We start from the raw sequence: 17,326 nt of genomic DNA, 5'->3' as shown, positions 1-17,326 counted from the left end.
TTACTCCTCTCCATTTTCTTCCTTGTTTTTAGCTTTAGCACTAGGATCACTTCTTATTGTTTCATCAGAATTTTTTTGCTGATCTGATTGTTTTAATGTTTTAGGTCTATCACTCGTTGTTTTATCAGAACTTCCTTTAGAATCTTCTTTTTTGTCTGGTTGCTTTGGTGTGTTAGGTAATTTAGCCTCAATTTTTCCCCGATCTTCACTCATTTTCTGCTTGATACTCTGTATCATACTTTGGGTCTTATCATCAAGGCCAACGGTTGACAGCATAGCTTGCGATGCGCTCTTAGCAACTGTACCAACACCGCCAGTAACTCCATAACCAGAGCTAAATAGTGTTTGTACCATAGTTTCCGATATAGAAACAAAAGCTTCCATTGCACCGGCAATAATGAGGTATATAAACGCCTGGATTAGGTCTATAGGTAATGCTGCAAAGTGTCCACCAGCCCTTTCTCCGGTACTGAGTGCAACATCAACGCTAGTGCCAGGACTGTATCCAAGAGGCAGTATTGATTTCATCAAGCACAGATCATACGATAAGAAATTTACGCTAATTAAACATTGATAGCATGCAGAAAAATTTGTGAGGTTATATAAAACTGAATACATCAACTGATTTAAAAGAGATAAAAATGAAAATAAAATGACTGGTTCTAATGAAACATGAGCCAACGTTTTTATCCAATTATCAAACAAGGGTTTAGTCTTTTGAAATAGAATAAATACGATAAATAAAGGTGTTAATGACAGTAAAAACGCCACTAGAACAGTAGATATTACATATTTAAACGTAGCGCTAATAATGCATTTTAAGAACATAAAAGTAGCACAGAGTATTGCCAAAAATGCAATAAAGCCAAAAGGACCAGAGAGCATCAACGATAAAAACTTTAGCCAAGTTTCTGTTGTGAATAATACTCCTGCTGTCAAGTCTAAGAATGCAAATTTTCTCCCCCCTTCCCCTATATAGCCAGAAAAGCTATCAACTAAATAAGTGCTACCATCTACAAAAAGTCTGGATAAAGTTGTACCAAAGAGTTCCCAGCTTCTATCGCTAAAGGCAAAAGCTATAAATGCTATCTTGAACATCCTTACAATGAAATCAAATTTACTTAGCTGTATTGTTCCAAGCATATAGCCAATGACAGTAAATATAACGTATAGAGTAAGTAAAGCTCTTACCCCCTGAAGAAGACCTCTTGCATATCCTTTGTATGAATCTTTAACGCTGTCCCCAATTACTTCTTCTTTTATAAATTTAAATACCCCGTTTACATTCGATGAAATAAAATCATTAATTTTTCTTTTGACAAATAAAGTTACACTATACTTATTGTTTTCGTAATATTTGCCATTTTTGTCCGTAATGTCATCTTTCTCTACGTTGCTTACATTGATGCCGAAATATATCTTCTTAGGTTTGCATTCATCTGTTATAGGTTTTTTGTCTTTGCATTCATCTGTTAAAAGACCTCCATCTATTATATAATATACCTTATCCTTTGTTTTATCTAAGTGCTCTACTTTTTTGAAATCATTAGTCTTTGGAGCAGATGGATCCCCTGGCGGGTTATCACCCAAATACACATACAGTTTTTCACCATTGATATATTCACACGATCTAGTCACTTTAACATAGTACCCGCCCCTATTAGCTCCATAGTAACCATAATCTGCTATAGCAAGCATCACACTACTACCATATTTTACATTGTCATTTACTGCATAGTCACTATTTAATTTCAGAGAAAAATCCTCGAAATTGTCACTAATTTGCGAACACACATTATCCTTTCTTGCACCTACTTCATTATCTGGAAGACATTGCATACCTTTATCAGTATCTTGATCACCAAGATCACCAATTTTTGCAACAAGAGCCTCAGCCCAAGATTTATCATCTTCAGTAAAACTACCTGCTTTAACATTCCCTTCCATTTTTTCTAGATAAGAATACATATCACATTTATTTCCTTTATCGTACTTCTTATACCTTATAGAGGAGACACAGTTCCGTTCTCCTGCTCGACCTGAATCATAGCTCCATATACCTTTTCTAGTATAGCATATATTCTGATAGTAACAATTAAGCTCATAAGAACTGTACTTTTTTTTCTCATCCAAACTACAGTTTTTTCCATCACATAACTCATTCAATCCTATTTTAGCTCGGCGTAAATCGAACAGCGAGCCATGTATCCATGGTTCGTTGTTTTTAACATAACCTTTATTAAAATGTACCTTATTATCATATGGAGTGTACCCATTGCCAACTAGCACTTTGCTTTCCTTTGCTTTTGTTTTATCAAGAGGTAAAAATTTTATTTTATTTCTCTTTCCATCCTTGCCCTCACAAAAAAATTCCTCTCCCTCTTGCTTGCTAACATTCAATATTTCACTTGCTGACACTTTTTCACCTCCTTCTTCAGCTCTATAACAATTGTCATCAAAGCTGATACCTTTCCCTCCTGGATTGTCATAATCAATTGTTATTTTTCTGGGAACTAAGCTAAAGCTTAACTTATCACCAGGATTTACTTTAATTCCAGTGTCTACATAACGTCTATTGCTGCCAAATCCTTTACCACCGCACAATTCGTTTTTATTTACGCCTTTTTCATCAACGCCATAATTATTAGGCACATCGTTAATATTTGCAGCTTTACTATAATTTGGTTCTGAGCCATCAGCACAAAAGCTAGCTGGCACAAGTACTTTCCTTGGATTTTTGTCTTCTTTAAAAGGGCAAAAATTTACTGATCCATCGAGGGTGAATTTGATTTCCTCACCCTTACTAATTACTTGACCAGAATCAACCCAATGAATTTTAACTTCTTCACCAGCTTTATGAACTGGAACATCCACGTTAACACTAGTGTTTCTGCTCTGCAACCCAGGTTCGACACAATCCATGTTACAACCAGTGATTGCAAGACACAGTATCAACAATAGTGATCTTTTACTTATCATTGCTGTCTTCCTGGTGGTGGTATCTGAGGCGTTGACCTTTGAGTCCCTTGTGGTATTTGAGGTCTTGACGTACCTGACTGTTGAGAAGCACCTCCTCTTTCTCTTCTTTGAACGCTTTGTTCATCTAACCCTACTGTTCCCATTAAGCTTTGTTGATACTGTCTTCCAGGTTCGCTTGCTACATAAGCACCAAACAACGAGTCAGATATTGTCGAAGAAGCTTCAACTAAAGCTTTCATAGCGTGTCCCAAAATAACAAAAGCCATCATAGCGGTAATATTAGGTGTATATTTGGAAGCATAACCATAAAAAATACAAGGGTTAAAAATCTTTAAGTTAATATTAAGTATACATGTAGAGCAGACCTCAAAATCAAATACTGAATACACAATATAATCCATAACCTGGCTTATCAGTGATATAAAAATTAAAAGCACTACTGGATGAATCGCAAATCTTGCTAAATTTTTAACCCAGTTGTGAAACATCTGCCTAGTATACGCAAATAAAAGACAAATAATAAAAATAGGTGCTAAAGAAAGCAATAACGCAACTATTGCTATAGATGTAATAAAAGAAAATAAGGCATTAAAAATAGATAAGCTCACTGTGATTAAACCCCAAATCACCAAGCAAAAAGATACAATGCCCAAAGGGCCAGAAAATATAAGAGATACTATTAACAATACTGAATGCGATGACAAGAACCTATTGAGCGGCAAATCAAGAAACTCAAAAACATTTGAAGTAGTGCCTCTAAAATTTGCTATTTCTATTAGTTGTTTTGGAGTGTTAATAAATATAGAGAATGCGTTGTTATAAAAAAAGTCCCAGCTATTATCCTGCAATAGCTGGGCGATGATTCCTATCTTTACGCATATAATTAAAAACTCATATATAGAAATATGAGTTAATCCAAAAAAGTAATAAAGAGTATATAAGATTATATATAGTACTAATAGTGATATTATAGTAGATCTAATGGTATTTGTTCTGCTTGATTTTATAAAACTTTCGTAAAGAGACTTTACAGGACTAGTATCAGAGTGAATTGCGTTAGGGTCTTTATAATTAGAGCCGAAAAATGCAGTTTTCACTTTTTCATCAAAGAAATTATATATTGCACTAAAAGTTTTTGTAGGTGGCTCTTTAGTTGTTAGGTTAATACTAAATTGACCTTCATTTTTGTAATCGCAGCCATGGTCTCTTATTCCGTAATATATGGTGCCTGTTTTGTCTTTTAATTTTCCTTTCAAGTTTTCCATGTCATGAACTTTGCTGATATCTACAGATATATCCGCTTGATTTTCACCAGGCTTATGCTCAGGGAATTTATCGGAAACACTTATATACAAGCTATTTTCCAGACTATGGTTCTTCGTTACTCTTATGTTGAACCCGCCTTTGTCATTTGTATTGTAGCAGCTCTTGTCATTTCTGCTACATAGACTAAAAGTTAAACTTGGTATTTGATGGTCATTCTCCATCTTATGATCACAACTAGTACATAAACCACCACCTGGAATGTGTTCAAGAGTTTCATTATCCATACCAACTTTTAGAAATGTAATGTCAGTTTTTACCTGTTTTCCCTTTAATACGTTACTAATAATTTCAGCAACAACAGATTCACCACTAGAATTTAAAGCATTGAATAGCTCAATTTCTATATTATTATATTCAATATACACGCAATCCTCGCCTCTACGACCAGAAGAAAATTTACATATACGTCTACAGAGTGAATTTAAAATGTGCGTATCTATCTTACTTGCACTGCTCTCTGAAAGCTTACTGCAATCTATATTCTCTCCTTGTTTTATAGAGTTAATAATATTTTCAATTTCCTTTTTTCTTTCATCTTGATCTAACTTCGAAAACCAGTACTCTCTTCCACTCAACCATTGCGCATCGCCTATTATATATTTATTAGGACATATCCCATCCTTGCCACCTTGGCATTTCTCTTGATTTAAAACATGTGCAAAATGTTCCGTTTCTTGCTCGCTACACTTTTCGTCGATTTTCAAATACCTGATTTTTGTCTCACTCTCTTTATCTTTACACACTTTACTTCCAATCACACTAAAGCTTATCGTATCGCCTTTTTTAAGTGCAAATGGTAATGCAACGTCATTTCTCCCAGGCCCAATTGCAAAATCTGCATACTGCTTAGGACAAAAATTAACCTTACTAGGCACTATATCAATCTCTGTTACTCTTATTCTATCTGAGATATTAACACCAGAATCAACCCATTTCTGCTCTGTTGACACTATATCTAGTTTTTCACGCAAACCTGATAAATTTTCTGGCTTAATACAGTGATGTTCCCCGCAGCCTGACAGAAAAAAAAACGGTATTATCAGCAAAAATTTTAGCATAAATCCAACTCATTCAGTGCTTTTGTTAACACTCTCGGAGCTACTAGAACCAGAACCTCGAGATTTACTCTTGTCTCCACCACTCAACTTCTTAGCAGCAGCACCAGCAACTCCAGCAACACCCCCAGCAGCAGCTTTGGCAGCAGATAAAGCTTTGCCCACCATTTGTCCAGGTGTCTGACCTGAGCCAAGTGCTGCTCTATGGTTACCAGCAAGTTCAGCAGCCATGCCAGGAAGAATGTTTAAAAAGTGGTAAAAGAGGAATAATACTAAACACAATTTTAATAATTCTCCGATGAGAGAGCTGCCAAACTCCATGTATGTAAAGTCGAATAGACCAAGTATGCTGCTCTTTTTAAAGCTATAATTTTGCATCATACATGCAAGAGTAGTTTCATTTTTATCACATTCCCCATCTTTCAATTTAAACCACTGTTTTTTCTTACTATATGAGATTTCTGCTTGTTTCTTTTCATATGACTTGTCCGGTTGTTCATTTTTATATGACTCGTCCAGTTCAAAATTTAAATTTTTAAAATAGATTTTATCACATGCTATGAACATAAAGGACAAAAACGCAAAAAGGATAACCGGGTATAAGCTATAGGTAATCAACTCTTTCACCCAGCCTTCAAAATATCCTTTGGTGTGTTGGAATAAAACCATAGGAATGAACAAAGGTGATAAAATGATGATTACACTTAAAGCAACTAGAGATAAAATAAATACATAGCACAGCCACAAAATAACCATCATCATCAGAACGGCCATAAATATACAGACAAGAGCTACTAAAATTTGTCCACCAGCAAAAATAATACCGATTACCGAACCTGCAACTAATAAGACAGGAGCAGCACCAAGCAAGACTGCTAACGTTGCAACACCTCCAGTACCAATTTTGCCACCAATTCCATCTAAAGGGGCACCTAAATAAAATAAAATTCTACAATCAAGCCTATCCCAAGGTGCAAGATAACTGTAAGATACCCTCTTTCCTGCACGAGTATATTCATAATCTGTACCTGCTTTATAATTACATATGCCTTTACTTTCAGATGATGCTTTTAGCACTATCTCTGACAAACCATTTGAGAGACGAGTTAATTCTCCATAATAATGAGACATGGTACTGCCTGTTGTGAAGTAAATCACTAAAGCGAATTTTATGATCAACATATACATTTCTTGAGGCCTCTGAACTCCACCAGACATGGCTTTTATAGAGAACAGTATTAAAGCTAAAACTAAAACAGCAGTTACAGTGTTTTTCAGCCTTTTCTGTGCTACAGATATAAAACTCTCACCATTTGGTGCACCTTTACCTGCAACTAAATTATCTAACGATTCCTTAATGCATTGCACTATCATAGAAGTTACGGGAATAGGAGCTAATGATTTACTCCCTGCCTGGTTATAACAAGCTTCAGAAACATACGAGCTAAAACAGCCAGCATTATCATAACCTACAAAAATTTTCCCCCCTTGTCCGTTGAGTCTTTTTTCTTTAGATCTGATAATAGTTTTATAGTCATCATTATTACCAATAGGAACTTTTTCCTCTCCTGTACCATCTTTATTTTTGAATATCATCACAGATTTTTCACACATAGGAGCAAGTGGGTCAGGTGGCAATTCCGTGCACCCCATATCAACCCCTTGCGGCCAAGGAGTCATTTCGATACCAAGCATGCTAACACTGGCTAACTCCACACATAATCTGCCCGTTTTTCTCACTGCTTTGAATGTAGCTCCATGTATGGGTTCGCTCTGTCCTGCTTTGAGAACTCTACATTCCAGACCACCATCAACCTTCGAGGACCATGACCCATCTACGTATCCAGTGTCTTTCTCCCTGACATCAAAGTCTATGTATCCAGGTTTTCCTCTGGAATTAAAGTCTACCTTATTAAAAAGATTACCAAAAGTTAAAGGGTTTCGATGACATACTTCTATATATTCACTGTATTGCACACCATTTTTTGGCCAGTAATAACTCTCTGTACTCTCCTGAACGTTAGAATTTAAGGCTTCTTTTTCTGCTCTTTTCCCGTCATAATCTTTTTTGTTCACGTCTTCCCGAGCTTTATTTTGCAAACAAGAAAAATATTCCTCTTCTGTTTGGTAATTTTCATTGGTGCAGCCACTATAACCTGTGTCTTCTAATTTAAAATTTTTGTATTTTCCATCATGATCACGTGCAACTGGGTGTTTAACAAAACTATGTTCACAAACAACAAGCCCTCCTATCGCTTTCCAGACTCCAACAATTGCAGCTATCATTCCAACAATAACAAGAGCGGTAAACAAACCAGCAGAAGAAACGATCAAAACAATGCCAGTAAATATTGCGCCAACAGCAATCGCTATTCCAGCAAGTGCTGCAGCTGTTTTAAACGCTCCACAATCAGGATTAGAGGCACGACTAAAACTGCCAGTGGAATTAAATCTGCTAACAAATTCTGTCTTGTCAGTACCACTTACTCCATCTGCAAGCACTGGATATGAGAGTAAAAAGTCTATATTTAGTAAAAATATCGCAATTAATAGCAATGACAGCTTAGTCTTAAACATTTTTTACCTTCTGATAAAATATAGGCAACCATACTTTTGGGTTGTCCCCAACTTCATTTAATATATCGTGTAACAATAGAACACTTTCTGCACGTCCGGATAATACGTTGATTATATCATCCAGGCCTTTTAAGTCTATTCTAGCTACTACAGCATTGACTCCTTGTTTCACCAAAAAGAATCTAGTACTCGGATCTGTGTGCTTAATTAATATATATTCACGTTCAGTTAACATAAAAACATCCCGATAGACACTAGTAGCTTTCAGATTTGGTAAAAAAATCTGTGTCGCTGTTTGTTGTACAAGCGTATCGCTAATAGTACTTTTACTTGCATCCTCAACACTCTGAGTAGCAAAAATCACAAAAGCATTTAGTTTTCTCAGTACCTTCAACCAGTCTTTTATCTTGGGTGCAAAAACTGGATTATCTATTAACGCCCATGCCTCATCAAGAACGATAATAGATGGAGTGCCATCAAGAGATATACTAATCCTATGAAATAAATAAATCAAGACCGGTCCAAGAGCAACAGGATCTTTGAGCAAGCTAGCCATCTCAAAACCAAATACTCTTGCTCGTGAAAAATCTAGCAAATCTTCTTTATTGTCAAATATTGCAGCATGAGAACCATTATCATGCCACATAGATATTGCCCCAGCTAGAGTATCAGGACCTGCAAGCCCTAAAAACGGTACGAGGTTTCTCAAGAATCTGTCTTCTTTTCTTAATTTAAAATTTCCTTCAATTGCATCATTAATTCGTGCAATATCTTCTGAAGTAAATTTATCATTATATACCGAAATTAAAGACTTTATCCACTCCATTAAAAATGTTCTATTATCAGAGGTATCATCAAGTTGTAAAGGATTAAAATTTGTTTTAGTTCTTGGTTCTATTACAGTATAGATACCACTAAGTGCTCTTAAGAAAATCTCTGCACCGCGATCTTTATCAAAAAAGAATATCCTTGGAGAAAACTTCATCGCTTGGGCACACAGGAAATTCATTAAAACAGTTTTACCAGCACCAGTTGGGCCAATTATCATAGTGTGTCCAACATCCCTTATATGAAAGTTGAAAAAAAATGGAGTACCAGATGTCGTGTCAAAAACTGTAACGGCATCTCCCCAGTGGTTATTGAATTTATTACCAGTAGGATAATTATGTTGAGATGCAAATCCAGCCAAATTAAGACTACTTATTGTAGCTTTTCTCACTATATAATCGAAATTACCAGGAATTTGCGCCCAAAATGCTGGTTCAAGGTTAACTCTCTCACGTATAGGGTAAACACCGCAATTAGAAAGCTCTGATTCTACCAACGACAGAGCGTTATCCAATGATTTAGGACTTTTTTCTATACATAAAATAGTCAGGTGATGTTGACCAAACGCAATCTTACCACTCATTGCGTCATCAAGCGCTTGAGAAATTTCTGCTATTTGAGAAATAGCTTTATCTGCAGACTGTATCATTCGATTTTGCTGTATCTGCATTTTTCCAATCGCCATTTGCCTGTTTATAAATTGAAAAGATTGCGTAATTATAAACTCGTAAGGAAGTTGTAAAAACGAATCAAGCATTCCTGCAGAAGTATGATTTCCATATTCTTTGATACTAATTATTCCAGCATATTTACTCTCATTATGAGTCACAACCTGTATCATCTTACGGCCAAAGAATAACCTATGTACTGGTAAGTATCTTGATATTTCAGTTCTTAGCGGAAAAAGCGTATTTGTAACGAAGCCACAATTTACGATTCTAGATAGAAACTCCATTATTTCGCAGAACAAACCATCTGGAGTTTCTTTTACTCCAAGAATTTTAGGCGAATAATTTCTAAGGCTTGTCACTACACGATTTGTCGTTTCCTCTAAATCTTCATACGTGGCACGTATATCACTTTCCCAAGCATGTTTTGAAGTTACATGTCCGAATTTTTTTAGTAGATGTGACAAAAATTCTACTCCTTTTGTGTCCGCTCTACGGATAATCGTAATGTATAGGTCATTAATAAATGATTGCCTTGTTGCGTGTTTTTCTCTCCATTTTAGATTTACGTGATTAGCGAAAAAATTCGGCAAACCTTGACTTGCAAATTCATCAGAAAAAATATTTTTCTTACGTCTGATAGTATGAAAATACAAACTAAATGCCGGAGATGAAATGCTTCTTAGCATCTGATTCCTGATGTTGTTCTGTATGACTAAATCCTCGTCATCGGCAGTTTCAAATGCAAAACCACTTAATTTTATAACCTTAACCAACCAATTTTCTTTTGTCATCAAGGTTGTGCTATTCCAATAGCAAGAATAAGGAATAAATTCAGCAGCGTGAACTTCCCTGTTCAGAGTAGATTTATTCTTTGATTGAATAGCCCTAAACCTCAGCATCACACAACGTTAAGCAATATCATAAGAATTGGCTCCATGGTAAAAACGATTTAAACATTTCGAGCACTTTCCCAATTTTACCATAAATAATTCAATAAACAACGGTTCTTTTGCAGAAGCTATATAACCAAGTCCATGTATACCTGGTAACATTAAGAGAATCACTCTTAAATCATTTGAATTAATGAAAATTAGCATGCAAATCAGGACGTTTAATATTGCAAACATATAACTCACACCAAAGAGCATTGCAGGTCTTGTAAGACCTTTAAATAATTGATCTGTTTGTATACTACCTGTGGACATATCTTTAACCTTCTAATAATAGCTCTAACACTAATACTATATCATTATATTAAAAATCCATTGAAACTAGTAGCACTTTAAGTTAAGATACATTATTTAATCCCGATAATGACAAATTGGCCATTTCAAGAAGCAGAAAAAATATTGCAAGAGTTTCCTAATAAAAAAGAAATAATATTTGAAACTGGTTATGGACCCTCTGGTTTACCCCACATAGGAACCTTTGGAGAGGTTTTCCGCACTACAGTTATTGTAAATGCATTAAAAAAAATAGCTCCTGGTATAAAAACCAAAATCATTGCAGTTTCAGATGATATGGATGGTTTGCGAAAAATACCAGATAATGTGCCAAATCAAGAGATGCTAAGAGAGCACTTAAATAAACCATTGACTATGATACCTGATCCATTTGGCACTCATCAGAGTTATGGTCATCATATGAATTCATTGTTGTGTAAATTTCTTGATATGTTTGAATTTGAATACGAGTTCAGGAGTGCAACAGAGTGTTATAAATCTGGCGTTTACGATGAAAAACTTTTACTCTTACTGAAAAATTATGATAAAGTGATGGACGTAATGCTTCCATCATTTCGGGAAGAAAGACAGCAGACTTATAGTCCATTCTTGCCAATATGCCCAAAAACTTCTCAAGTTTTACAAGTTCCAGTAATTGAAACAAATACAGAGAAAGGAACAATCACATATGAAGACCCAAACGGGGAAAAAATAGAAGTTCCAGTGACAAAAGGAAAATGTAAACTGCAATGGAAACCTGATTGGGGAATGAGGTGGGCCGCATTTGGAGTAAATTACGAAGCTCACGGAAAAGATTTAACTCCATCTGCTGTGCTTTCAAGTCAAATATGTGAAATACTTGGAGAAAAGCCACCACTTCTGTTTTGCTACGAGCTTTTTCTTGATAAAGAAGGAAAGAAAATATCAAAATCAAAAGGAAATGGCATTTCAATTGAAGAGTGGCTAACTTACGCACCAACAGAGAGCTTAGCATTGTACATTTTTCAGAGTCCTAAAAAAGCTAAACGTTTATATTTTGATGTGATACCAAAATCAACTGATGAATATTTAGAATTTGTAAAGCGTTATCATGAGAACAAAGAAAAGGATATAAATAATCCTGCTTGGCACATTCACCAGGGCAATGTTCCCAGTATAGAAACTTCAGGCATAAATTTCTCACTACTTTTAAACCTAGCAGCAGCTTGTAATGCTGAAAACAAAGAGATCCTATGGGGTTTTATATCCTCTTATGCACCAAACGTTACACCAGAAAATAATAAAATGCTTGATAGACTTTCAGACTTTGCAGTAAAGTATTATCACGATTTTATCAAGCCAACAAAATCATATAAAACTCCAAATGAAAAAGAAAAAGCAGCGTTACTAGATTTGAAGGACACTTTACATTCTCTATCTACAACTGCTACTGCTGAAGAAATTCAATCTCAGGTATTTTCTATTGGAAAAAAATATGATTACACCAACTTACGTGACTGGTTTCAGCTATTATATGAAACGTTACTTGGCCAAAAAACCGGTCCAAGAATGGGATCTTTCATAAAGCTTTACGGAATAGGTAATACGATTTCTCTCATAGAAAGCGCTACTAAATGTATACTTTAGAGTTTACCTCCTTTCATTTGAGCTCTTTAGTTTTAATAAGAATTCCTTGACAAACTCCGCTAGCCCCCTTATCATGAAACTGAAGCTATTGTATTTGCTTTCGCCAATCTGCAGATTAAAAGGTAAGGATTACTTAATGTATCGGCGTCTTATGTTCAATTTTTTGCAGTATATAGATACTGTATGTCTTTACAAAACTTCATCTACATCTAGATTTTTATCTAAATAAGCTGAACGCGCTTATAAAGCGTTACAAGACATCAAAAAATGCCAATACTCGACAGAGATAGTAAAAGACTAGCTAACTCGGGGATTCTTTGTCTTTTTTTCTGCTTAGTAAATTTCTTAAACGTTTGCAGCGTAAGTTAGTTGCAATTAAAAGCAGCTGAATTTCGCTTGTCAAGCGTTTAAAACATAAAAAACGCCAATATTTTAAAGCGGATAATAACCACGGGGCTTCTTTTGCCTTTTTTTTCATTTGGTAAATTTCTTAATGTTTGTGGCTGAACGACAACCGTCATCCCGCTACTTGTTAGCGGGATCTCTTGTTAGCGGCTGAGATACCGCGAATGAATCGCGGTATGACGGTTCGCGGCGGCATGACGATAAGGTTTATACCTTGTCATCCCAGTGCTTGACACTGGGATCCAGCTTTCTTTATAAATTCACCAAAAGTGCTTCATTCTATAACGCAAAACCCATACTCACCAAATCCAATGCATTACTTGCAATTAAGTTTCCTGGATCCCAGTGTCTGGGCACTGGGATGACACCATCATAAAGGAATCAGTGTCAGCTACTTTCATGACACCATTCTTTTTCCTGGATCCAAGTAGTCGAGCTACTTGGATGACAGCTAGCCTGACAACCGTCATCCCGCTACCTGTTAGCGGGATCTATGCTAAGAGATACCGCGAATGAATCGCGGTATGACGGTTTGCAACGGTATGACGGTTCGCGGCGGCATAGTAATTCGTCATCCCGCTGCTTGTTAGCGGGATCTCTTGTTAGCGGCTAAGAGATACCGCGAATGAATCGCGGTATGACGGTGTAGACGATGGTTAAGTATCCCGCTGCTTGTTAGCGCCGCGGCGGTATGACGGTTCGTGGTGGTATGACGTAGAGTGCTTAGAAGCTGTTATTTTGCTATAAATGGCTGTAATGGCATCATCTATTTTATTGCTATCACAGCCTGTTTGTGCAAGTTCAGCATTCCCACCACAGTTCTTTTTAACTGCTATGGATATTAGTTCTTTTGCGCTAATCTTATTGATTAAGTCTTTACTTACTTTAATAATCAAGACTGTTTTATCTTTTTCTGTTGCCGTAAAAGCTATTACCGTTTTTGGTTTTTGTTGCTGCAAAACAAACTCTCTTATTACATTTGCTGGAATATCAGTGAAAGTGTGGCTTATAAAATTTATTCCATTTATTTCGGTGCTTTTTATATTCTCTGCACTCACAAGCTTTTTATATAGGTTTTTTATTTTGGTTTCGGATTTTTTGTGTTCTTGACTTAAAATACTTAACCTGCTTGTTATTTCACTCACTGGCGCTTTTACGAATTCTGCAACTTTTTTTAAGTTAATTTCATTATCACGTACATAATTGATTGCTTCCTGACCAGTTAAAGCTTCAATTCTCCTCACTCCAAAAGCAACAGAACTTTCTGTTACTATCTTAAATAAACTGATTTCTCCAGTATGTTCAACGTGCGTGCCACCACATAGCTCTTTTGAATCTCCAATGTTCACTACTCTTACTTGATCGCTATATTTTTCGCCGAATAACGCCATAGCTCCTTCGTCTATTGCCTGATTCATGCTCTGAATTTTTGTAGACGTGGAAAGGTTTTCTCTGATTAGAGAGTTTACCATATCTTCTACTAAGAATAGCTGATCCTGAGTAACTTGAGTGTTATGACTAAAGTCAAATCGTAACTTATCCGGTGCAACTAGGGAACCTTTTTGAGTGACATGATCACCTAGAATTTTTCTGAGTGTAAAGTGCAGAAGATGTGTAGCTGAATGATTTCTCCTTAAGGTTTGCCTTCTTTCCTTATCTATGCTTGCTGTAACTGTGTCACCTTTACAAATTGAACCGAATTTAACTATGCATCTGTGCAAACATAGGTCATTAACCTTATTGGTATTTTCCACTGTGATTACACCTAGGTCTTGTGTCATTCCAGCGCGTGACGCTGGCCCAACTGAGATGACAATAAAACTTCCAGTATCTCCCACTTGTCCACCTGACTCGCCATAAAAAGGTGTTTTATCAAGTATAATGGTTATCTTTTCTCCCTCCTTTGCAGAATCAATTACTTCATTTTTAGAGGAAACTATAGCTAGTATTTTCGCATCACTTACTTCATTGAACTCATAACCAACAAATTTTGTTTTGCCAAATTTATTGATCAAATCAAACCATACTTGCTCAACAGATTTTTCACCAGATCCAGCCCATTTAGCACGTGCTCTCTCTTTTTGTTCTCCCATTGCATCATCAAAACCCTTCTGGTCAAAATTTATTTTTTTCTCTTTTAAAATATCAAGTGTAATATCCAAAGGAAATCCGTAGGTGTCATATAGCTTAAACGCTGATTCTCCAGGCAAAGTATCGCCCGATTTTAAATCTGTAGTGAATTTCTCCAGGAGATTGATACCTTTCATCAAAGTGTCTTTAAAGTTTTCTTCCTCTGATTTTAACGTCGTTTCTATTAAGCTTTTAGCTCTGACTAATTCAGCTCCCATATAAGCCGAACTCGTGCTATCTATCAACACTGGAAAAATACGATGGAGTAGGGAATCATTATATCCAAGCAGGTGAATATAACGTGTGGCTCTCCTAATTAATCTGCGTAATACGTAATTCCTGCCCTCATTTCCAGGAAGCACTCCTTCTGCGATGAGAAATGCAGCCGCGCGAAGATGATCTGCTATGATCTTATGCGCTATTTTATTTTCCGTTCTTCCACAGTACTCTTGTGATTTACTTATCAGAGCAGAAAATAGATCAATATCATAGTTATCATGGACGTTTTGCATAACAGCCGCTATTCTTTCAAGGCCCATTCCAGTATCGATGCATTTTTTTGGCAATTTGTGTAAATTACCTTCTTCATCTTTGTTAAACTCCATGAATACCAGATTCCAGATTTCAACAATTCTATCGCCCTCTTGTAAATTAGGACTCCCATGGTCATAAAAAATTTCAGAACATGGACCGCACGGACCAGTGCTTCCCATACTCCAAAAGTTATCATCCGTTGTAATTCTTATGATTTTATCACTTGAAAAGCCACTTATCTTACGCCAAATCTCGTACGCCTCATCATCAGTATGGTAGACGGTTATGGATAGTCTGTTTTTATCAAGAGATAACTCTTTAGTGATAAATTCCCACGCAAATTCTATCGCAGTTTCCTTAAAGTAATCACCGAAGCTAAAATTTCCGAGCATTTCAAAAAATGTGTGATGCCGAGTTGTATAGCCAACATTTTCCAGATCATTGTGTTTACCGCCTGCTCTTAGGCACTTTTGACTTGAGACAGCACGTTTCATTTCAGTTTTTTGAGCACCAGTAAAAATATTTTTAAACTGCACCATACCAGCATTTGTGAACATGAGCGTTGGGTCATGTTCTGGAATCAAAGGAGAAGAAGAAACCTGCTCGTGGTCATTATTTACAAAAAATTTTATAAATCTTTCTCTGATTTCGTTTAGCTTCATCGTTTTTATTGAGGTTATCTATAAATAATAAGTTGTAATGGAAATAAAATCAATACCACTCTCTAGATCTCAGAACTTCTAGTGACATGCACCTTGTGGTAAGAAAAAATCAATATATTCACGATAAATTTACCTCATATCTGTGTTTTATATGTGGAAATTGGAATGGAAATTTATGTAGGCAAAGAAAAAAGAATAGCAAATGTGGTGACTCAACACTGGAATGACATAAAAGGATCAGACAGAGATTGGCCAGAAAGGCATGAAATAGACACTGCAGAAATAATGGAATCATGGCAGCATTGTTTTGTCATTGAAGTCAAGGATCAAGGTTATATTTGTGAAAATGCAGGAGAAAAGGCTGTTGAATTCTATGGTTTTGAGAAAAAGACGCGCATTGATAATAAGTATGCAATTGATGCACCATTTTTGCGACTATATAAAATAGATGCAGTTATTGATAAACTTGATACTGTAATAGAGAGTAAATGCCCGATCAATGAAGAGGAAGAAAGTGAAAGTGTTAAAATGAGGCAAGTATTGTTGCCACTTGGGAATAAAGAAGGTATAACACACATATTGGGCGTAATTACTTTTAAACTCCTTTAATATACAATTTTAATTTGATTCTTTAATAAAATTATTTATACTAATGCTTAATTACTATTAAAGAACTCAATAGTAGTGCTTGTAAATTTATTTGGAATATGAAGAAAATAAAATTAAAAACCAAATCTTCTGTGAAAAAGCGCTTTCACCTTACAGCTAAGGGTAAAGTTATTTCTACTCAGTCAGGCAAAAGGCATGGCATGGTAAAGAGAAGTAAATCTAATATTCGTAATCAGCGCGGTACAACGATTCTTGGTAAATCTGACTCGCGTATAGTTAAGCTTCATATGCCTTACGGTATTTAACAAAATGGAGGTAAAATAAAATGGCTCGGGTAAAACGTGGAGTCACTACTCACGCTCGTCATAAAAAAATATTGAAACTGGCAAAGGGTTATAGAGGGCGCGCAAAAAGTTGTTATAGAATTGCATTACAAAGAGTTGAAAAAGCACTGCAATATGCTTATAGAGACAGAAGAACCCGTAAACGTGATTTCCGTAGCTTATGGATAATACGTATTAATGCAGCAGCAAGAGAGCATGGGCTTACTTATGGTAGGTTTATGCATGGTCTTACACTTGCCGGCATTGATTTAAATAGAAAAATTCTTGCTGAGATGGCAGTTAATTATAAGGATGATTTTGCCAAATTAGTAGAAACTGTAAGTGGTAAATTAGCGGAGAATTCTTAAAGCAAAAACA

Annotated in this window: 11 protein-coding genes; 4 read left to right on the top strand and 7 right to left on the bottom strand. The window is 35.9% G+C overall.

All coding sequences use genetic code 11. The features are described from left to right. From ABWU73_RS01485 to ABWU73_RS01465, 5 genes are read right to left on the bottom strand one after another with little or no spacing between them, the layout of a single operon-like run. Nucleotides 1-2,979 (bottom strand): type IV secretion system protein, encoded by a 2,979-nt coding sequence (locus tag ABWU73_RS01485; protein WP_265017760.1) that lies wholly within the window; start codon nt 2,977-2,979, stop codon nt 1-3. Continuing rightward, nucleotides 2,976-5,363 (bottom strand): type IV secretion system protein, encoded by a 2,388-nt coding sequence (locus tag ABWU73_RS01480; protein WP_208571613.1) that lies wholly within the window; start codon nt 5,361-5,363, stop codon nt 2,976-2,978. The genes ABWU73_RS01485 and ABWU73_RS01480 overlap by 4 nt, the downstream gene beginning before the upstream one ends. Before the next feature lie 9 nt (nt 5,364-5,372). Further along, complete coding sequence (locus tag ABWU73_RS01475) at nt 5,373-7,937, bottom strand: type IV secretion system protein (protein WP_213863603.1); 2,565 nt, start codon at nt 7,935-7,937, stop codon at nt 5,373-5,375. After that, entirely contained in the window at nt 7,930-10,335 is a 2,406-nt protein-coding gene (locus ABWU73_RS01470) for a VirB4 family type IV secretion/conjugal transfer ATPase (RefSeq protein WP_010962886.1), read from the bottom strand. The genes ABWU73_RS01475 and ABWU73_RS01470 overlap by 8 nt, the downstream gene beginning before the upstream one ends. 9 nt (nt 10,336-10,344) lie before the next feature. Continuing rightward, complete coding sequence (locus tag ABWU73_RS01465; protein ID WP_007548615.1) at nt 10,345-10,641, bottom strand: type IV secretion system protein VirB3; 297 nt, start codon at nt 10,639-10,641, stop codon at nt 10,345-10,347. Between the two features lie 108 nt (nt 10,642-10,749). On the opposite strand from ABWU73_RS01465, the gene ABWU73_RS01460 reads away from it, so the two are divergent. Continuing rightward, nucleotides 10,750-12,285 (top strand): lysine--tRNA ligase, encoded by a 1,536-nt coding sequence (locus ABWU73_RS01460; RefSeq protein ID WP_010082403.1) that lies wholly within the window; start codon nt 10,750-10,752, stop codon nt 12,283-12,285. Between the two features lie 731 nt (nt 12,286-13,016). Here the strand turns inward: ABWU73_RS01460 and ABWU73_RS01450 are convergent. After that, the gene (locus tag ABWU73_RS01450) at nt 13,017-13,160 is read right to left on the bottom strand and encodes a hypothetical protein (RefSeq protein WP_153801319.1); all 144 of its coding nucleotides are present in this window, start codon (nt 13,158-13,160) and stop codon (nt 13,017-13,019) included. 186 nt (nt 13,161-13,346) lie between these two features. Further along, nucleotides 13,347-16,016: an alanine--tRNA ligase gene (gene alaS, locus ABWU73_RS01445; RefSeq protein WP_264329643.1), complete on the bottom strand. Its 2,670-nt coding sequence runs from the start codon at nt 16,014-16,016 to the stop codon at nt 13,347-13,349. A 165-nt stretch (nt 16,017-16,181) separates the two neighbouring features. Between alaS and ABWU73_RS01440 the strand changes: the two genes are divergently transcribed. From ABWU73_RS01440 to rplT, 3 genes are all read left to right on the top strand, one after another. Then, nucleotides 16,182-16,625 carry a PAS domain-containing protein gene (locus ABWU73_RS01440; protein ID WP_010962890.1) on the top strand — a complete coding sequence of 148 codons (444 nt, stop codon included), beginning with the start codon at nt 16,182-16,184 and terminating at the stop codon, nt 16,623-16,625. 98 nt (nt 16,626-16,723) lie between these two features. Beyond that, nucleotides 16,724-16,930 carry a 50S ribosomal protein L35 gene (rpmI, locus tag ABWU73_RS01435; protein WP_007548610.1) on the top strand — a complete coding sequence of 69 codons (207 nt, stop codon included), beginning with the start codon at nt 16,724-16,726 and terminating at the stop codon, nt 16,928-16,930. A 20-nt stretch (nt 16,931-16,950) separates the two neighbouring features. Beyond that, entirely contained in the window at nt 16,951-17,316 is a 366-nt protein-coding gene (rplT, locus tag ABWU73_RS01430) for a 50S ribosomal protein L20 (protein ID WP_006279340.1), read from the top strand. Nucleotides 17,317-17,326: the final 10 nt, after the last annotated feature.

The organism is Wolbachia endosymbiont (group A) of Andrena helvola, from assembly GCF_964028415.1.
GTDB lineage: Bacteria > Pseudomonadota > Alphaproteobacteria > Rickettsiales > Anaplasmataceae > Wolbachia > Wolbachia pipientis.
The sequence above is the reverse complement of the archived record's forward strand: the minus strand, read 5'-3'. Positions and strand labels throughout refer to the sequence as shown.

What these genes read in the sequence shown, in the direction of transcription:
- ABWU73_RS01485 (WP_265017760.1), bottom strand. Translation starts at nt 2,979, where the DNA reads ATGATAAGTAAAAGATCACTATTGTTGATACTGTGTCTTGCAATCACT.
- ABWU73_RS01480 (WP_208571613.1), bottom strand. Translation starts at nt 5,363, where the DNA reads ATGCTAAAATTTTTGCTGATAATACCGTTTTTTTTTCTGTCAGGCTGC.
- ABWU73_RS01475 (WP_213863603.1), bottom strand. Translation starts at nt 7,937, where the DNA reads ATGTTTAAGACTAAGCTGTCATTGCTATTAATTGCGATATTTTTACTA.
- ABWU73_RS01470 (WP_010962886.1), bottom strand. Translation starts at nt 10,335, where the DNA reads ATGCTGAGGTTTAGGGCTATTCAATCAAAGAATAAATCTACTCTGAAC.
- ABWU73_RS01465 (WP_007548615.1), bottom strand. Translation starts at nt 10,641, where the DNA reads ATGTCCACAGGTAGTATACAAACAGATCAATTATTTAAAGGTCTTACA.
- ABWU73_RS01460 (WP_010082403.1), top strand. Translation starts at nt 10,750, where the DNA reads ATGACAAATTGGCCATTTCAAGAAGCAGAAAAAATATTGCAAGAGTTT.
- ABWU73_RS01450 (WP_153801319.1), bottom strand. Translation starts at nt 13,160, where the DNA reads ATGACGGTTGTCAGGCTAGCTGTCATCCAAGTAGCTCGACTACTTGGA.
- alaS (WP_264329643.1), bottom strand. Translation starts at nt 16,016, where the DNA reads ATGAAGCTAAACGAAATCAGAGAAAGATTTATAAAATTTTTTGTAAAT.
- ABWU73_RS01440 (WP_010962890.1), top strand. Translation starts at nt 16,182, where the DNA reads ATGGAAATTTATGTAGGCAAAGAAAAAAGAATAGCAAATGTGGTGACT.
- rpmI (WP_007548610.1), top strand. Translation starts at nt 16,724, where the DNA reads ATGAAGAAAATAAAATTAAAAACCAAATCTTCTGTGAAAAAGCGCTTT.
- rplT (WP_006279340.1), top strand. Translation starts at nt 16,951, where the DNA reads ATGGCTCGGGTAAAACGTGGAGTCACTACTCACGCTCGTCATAAAAAA.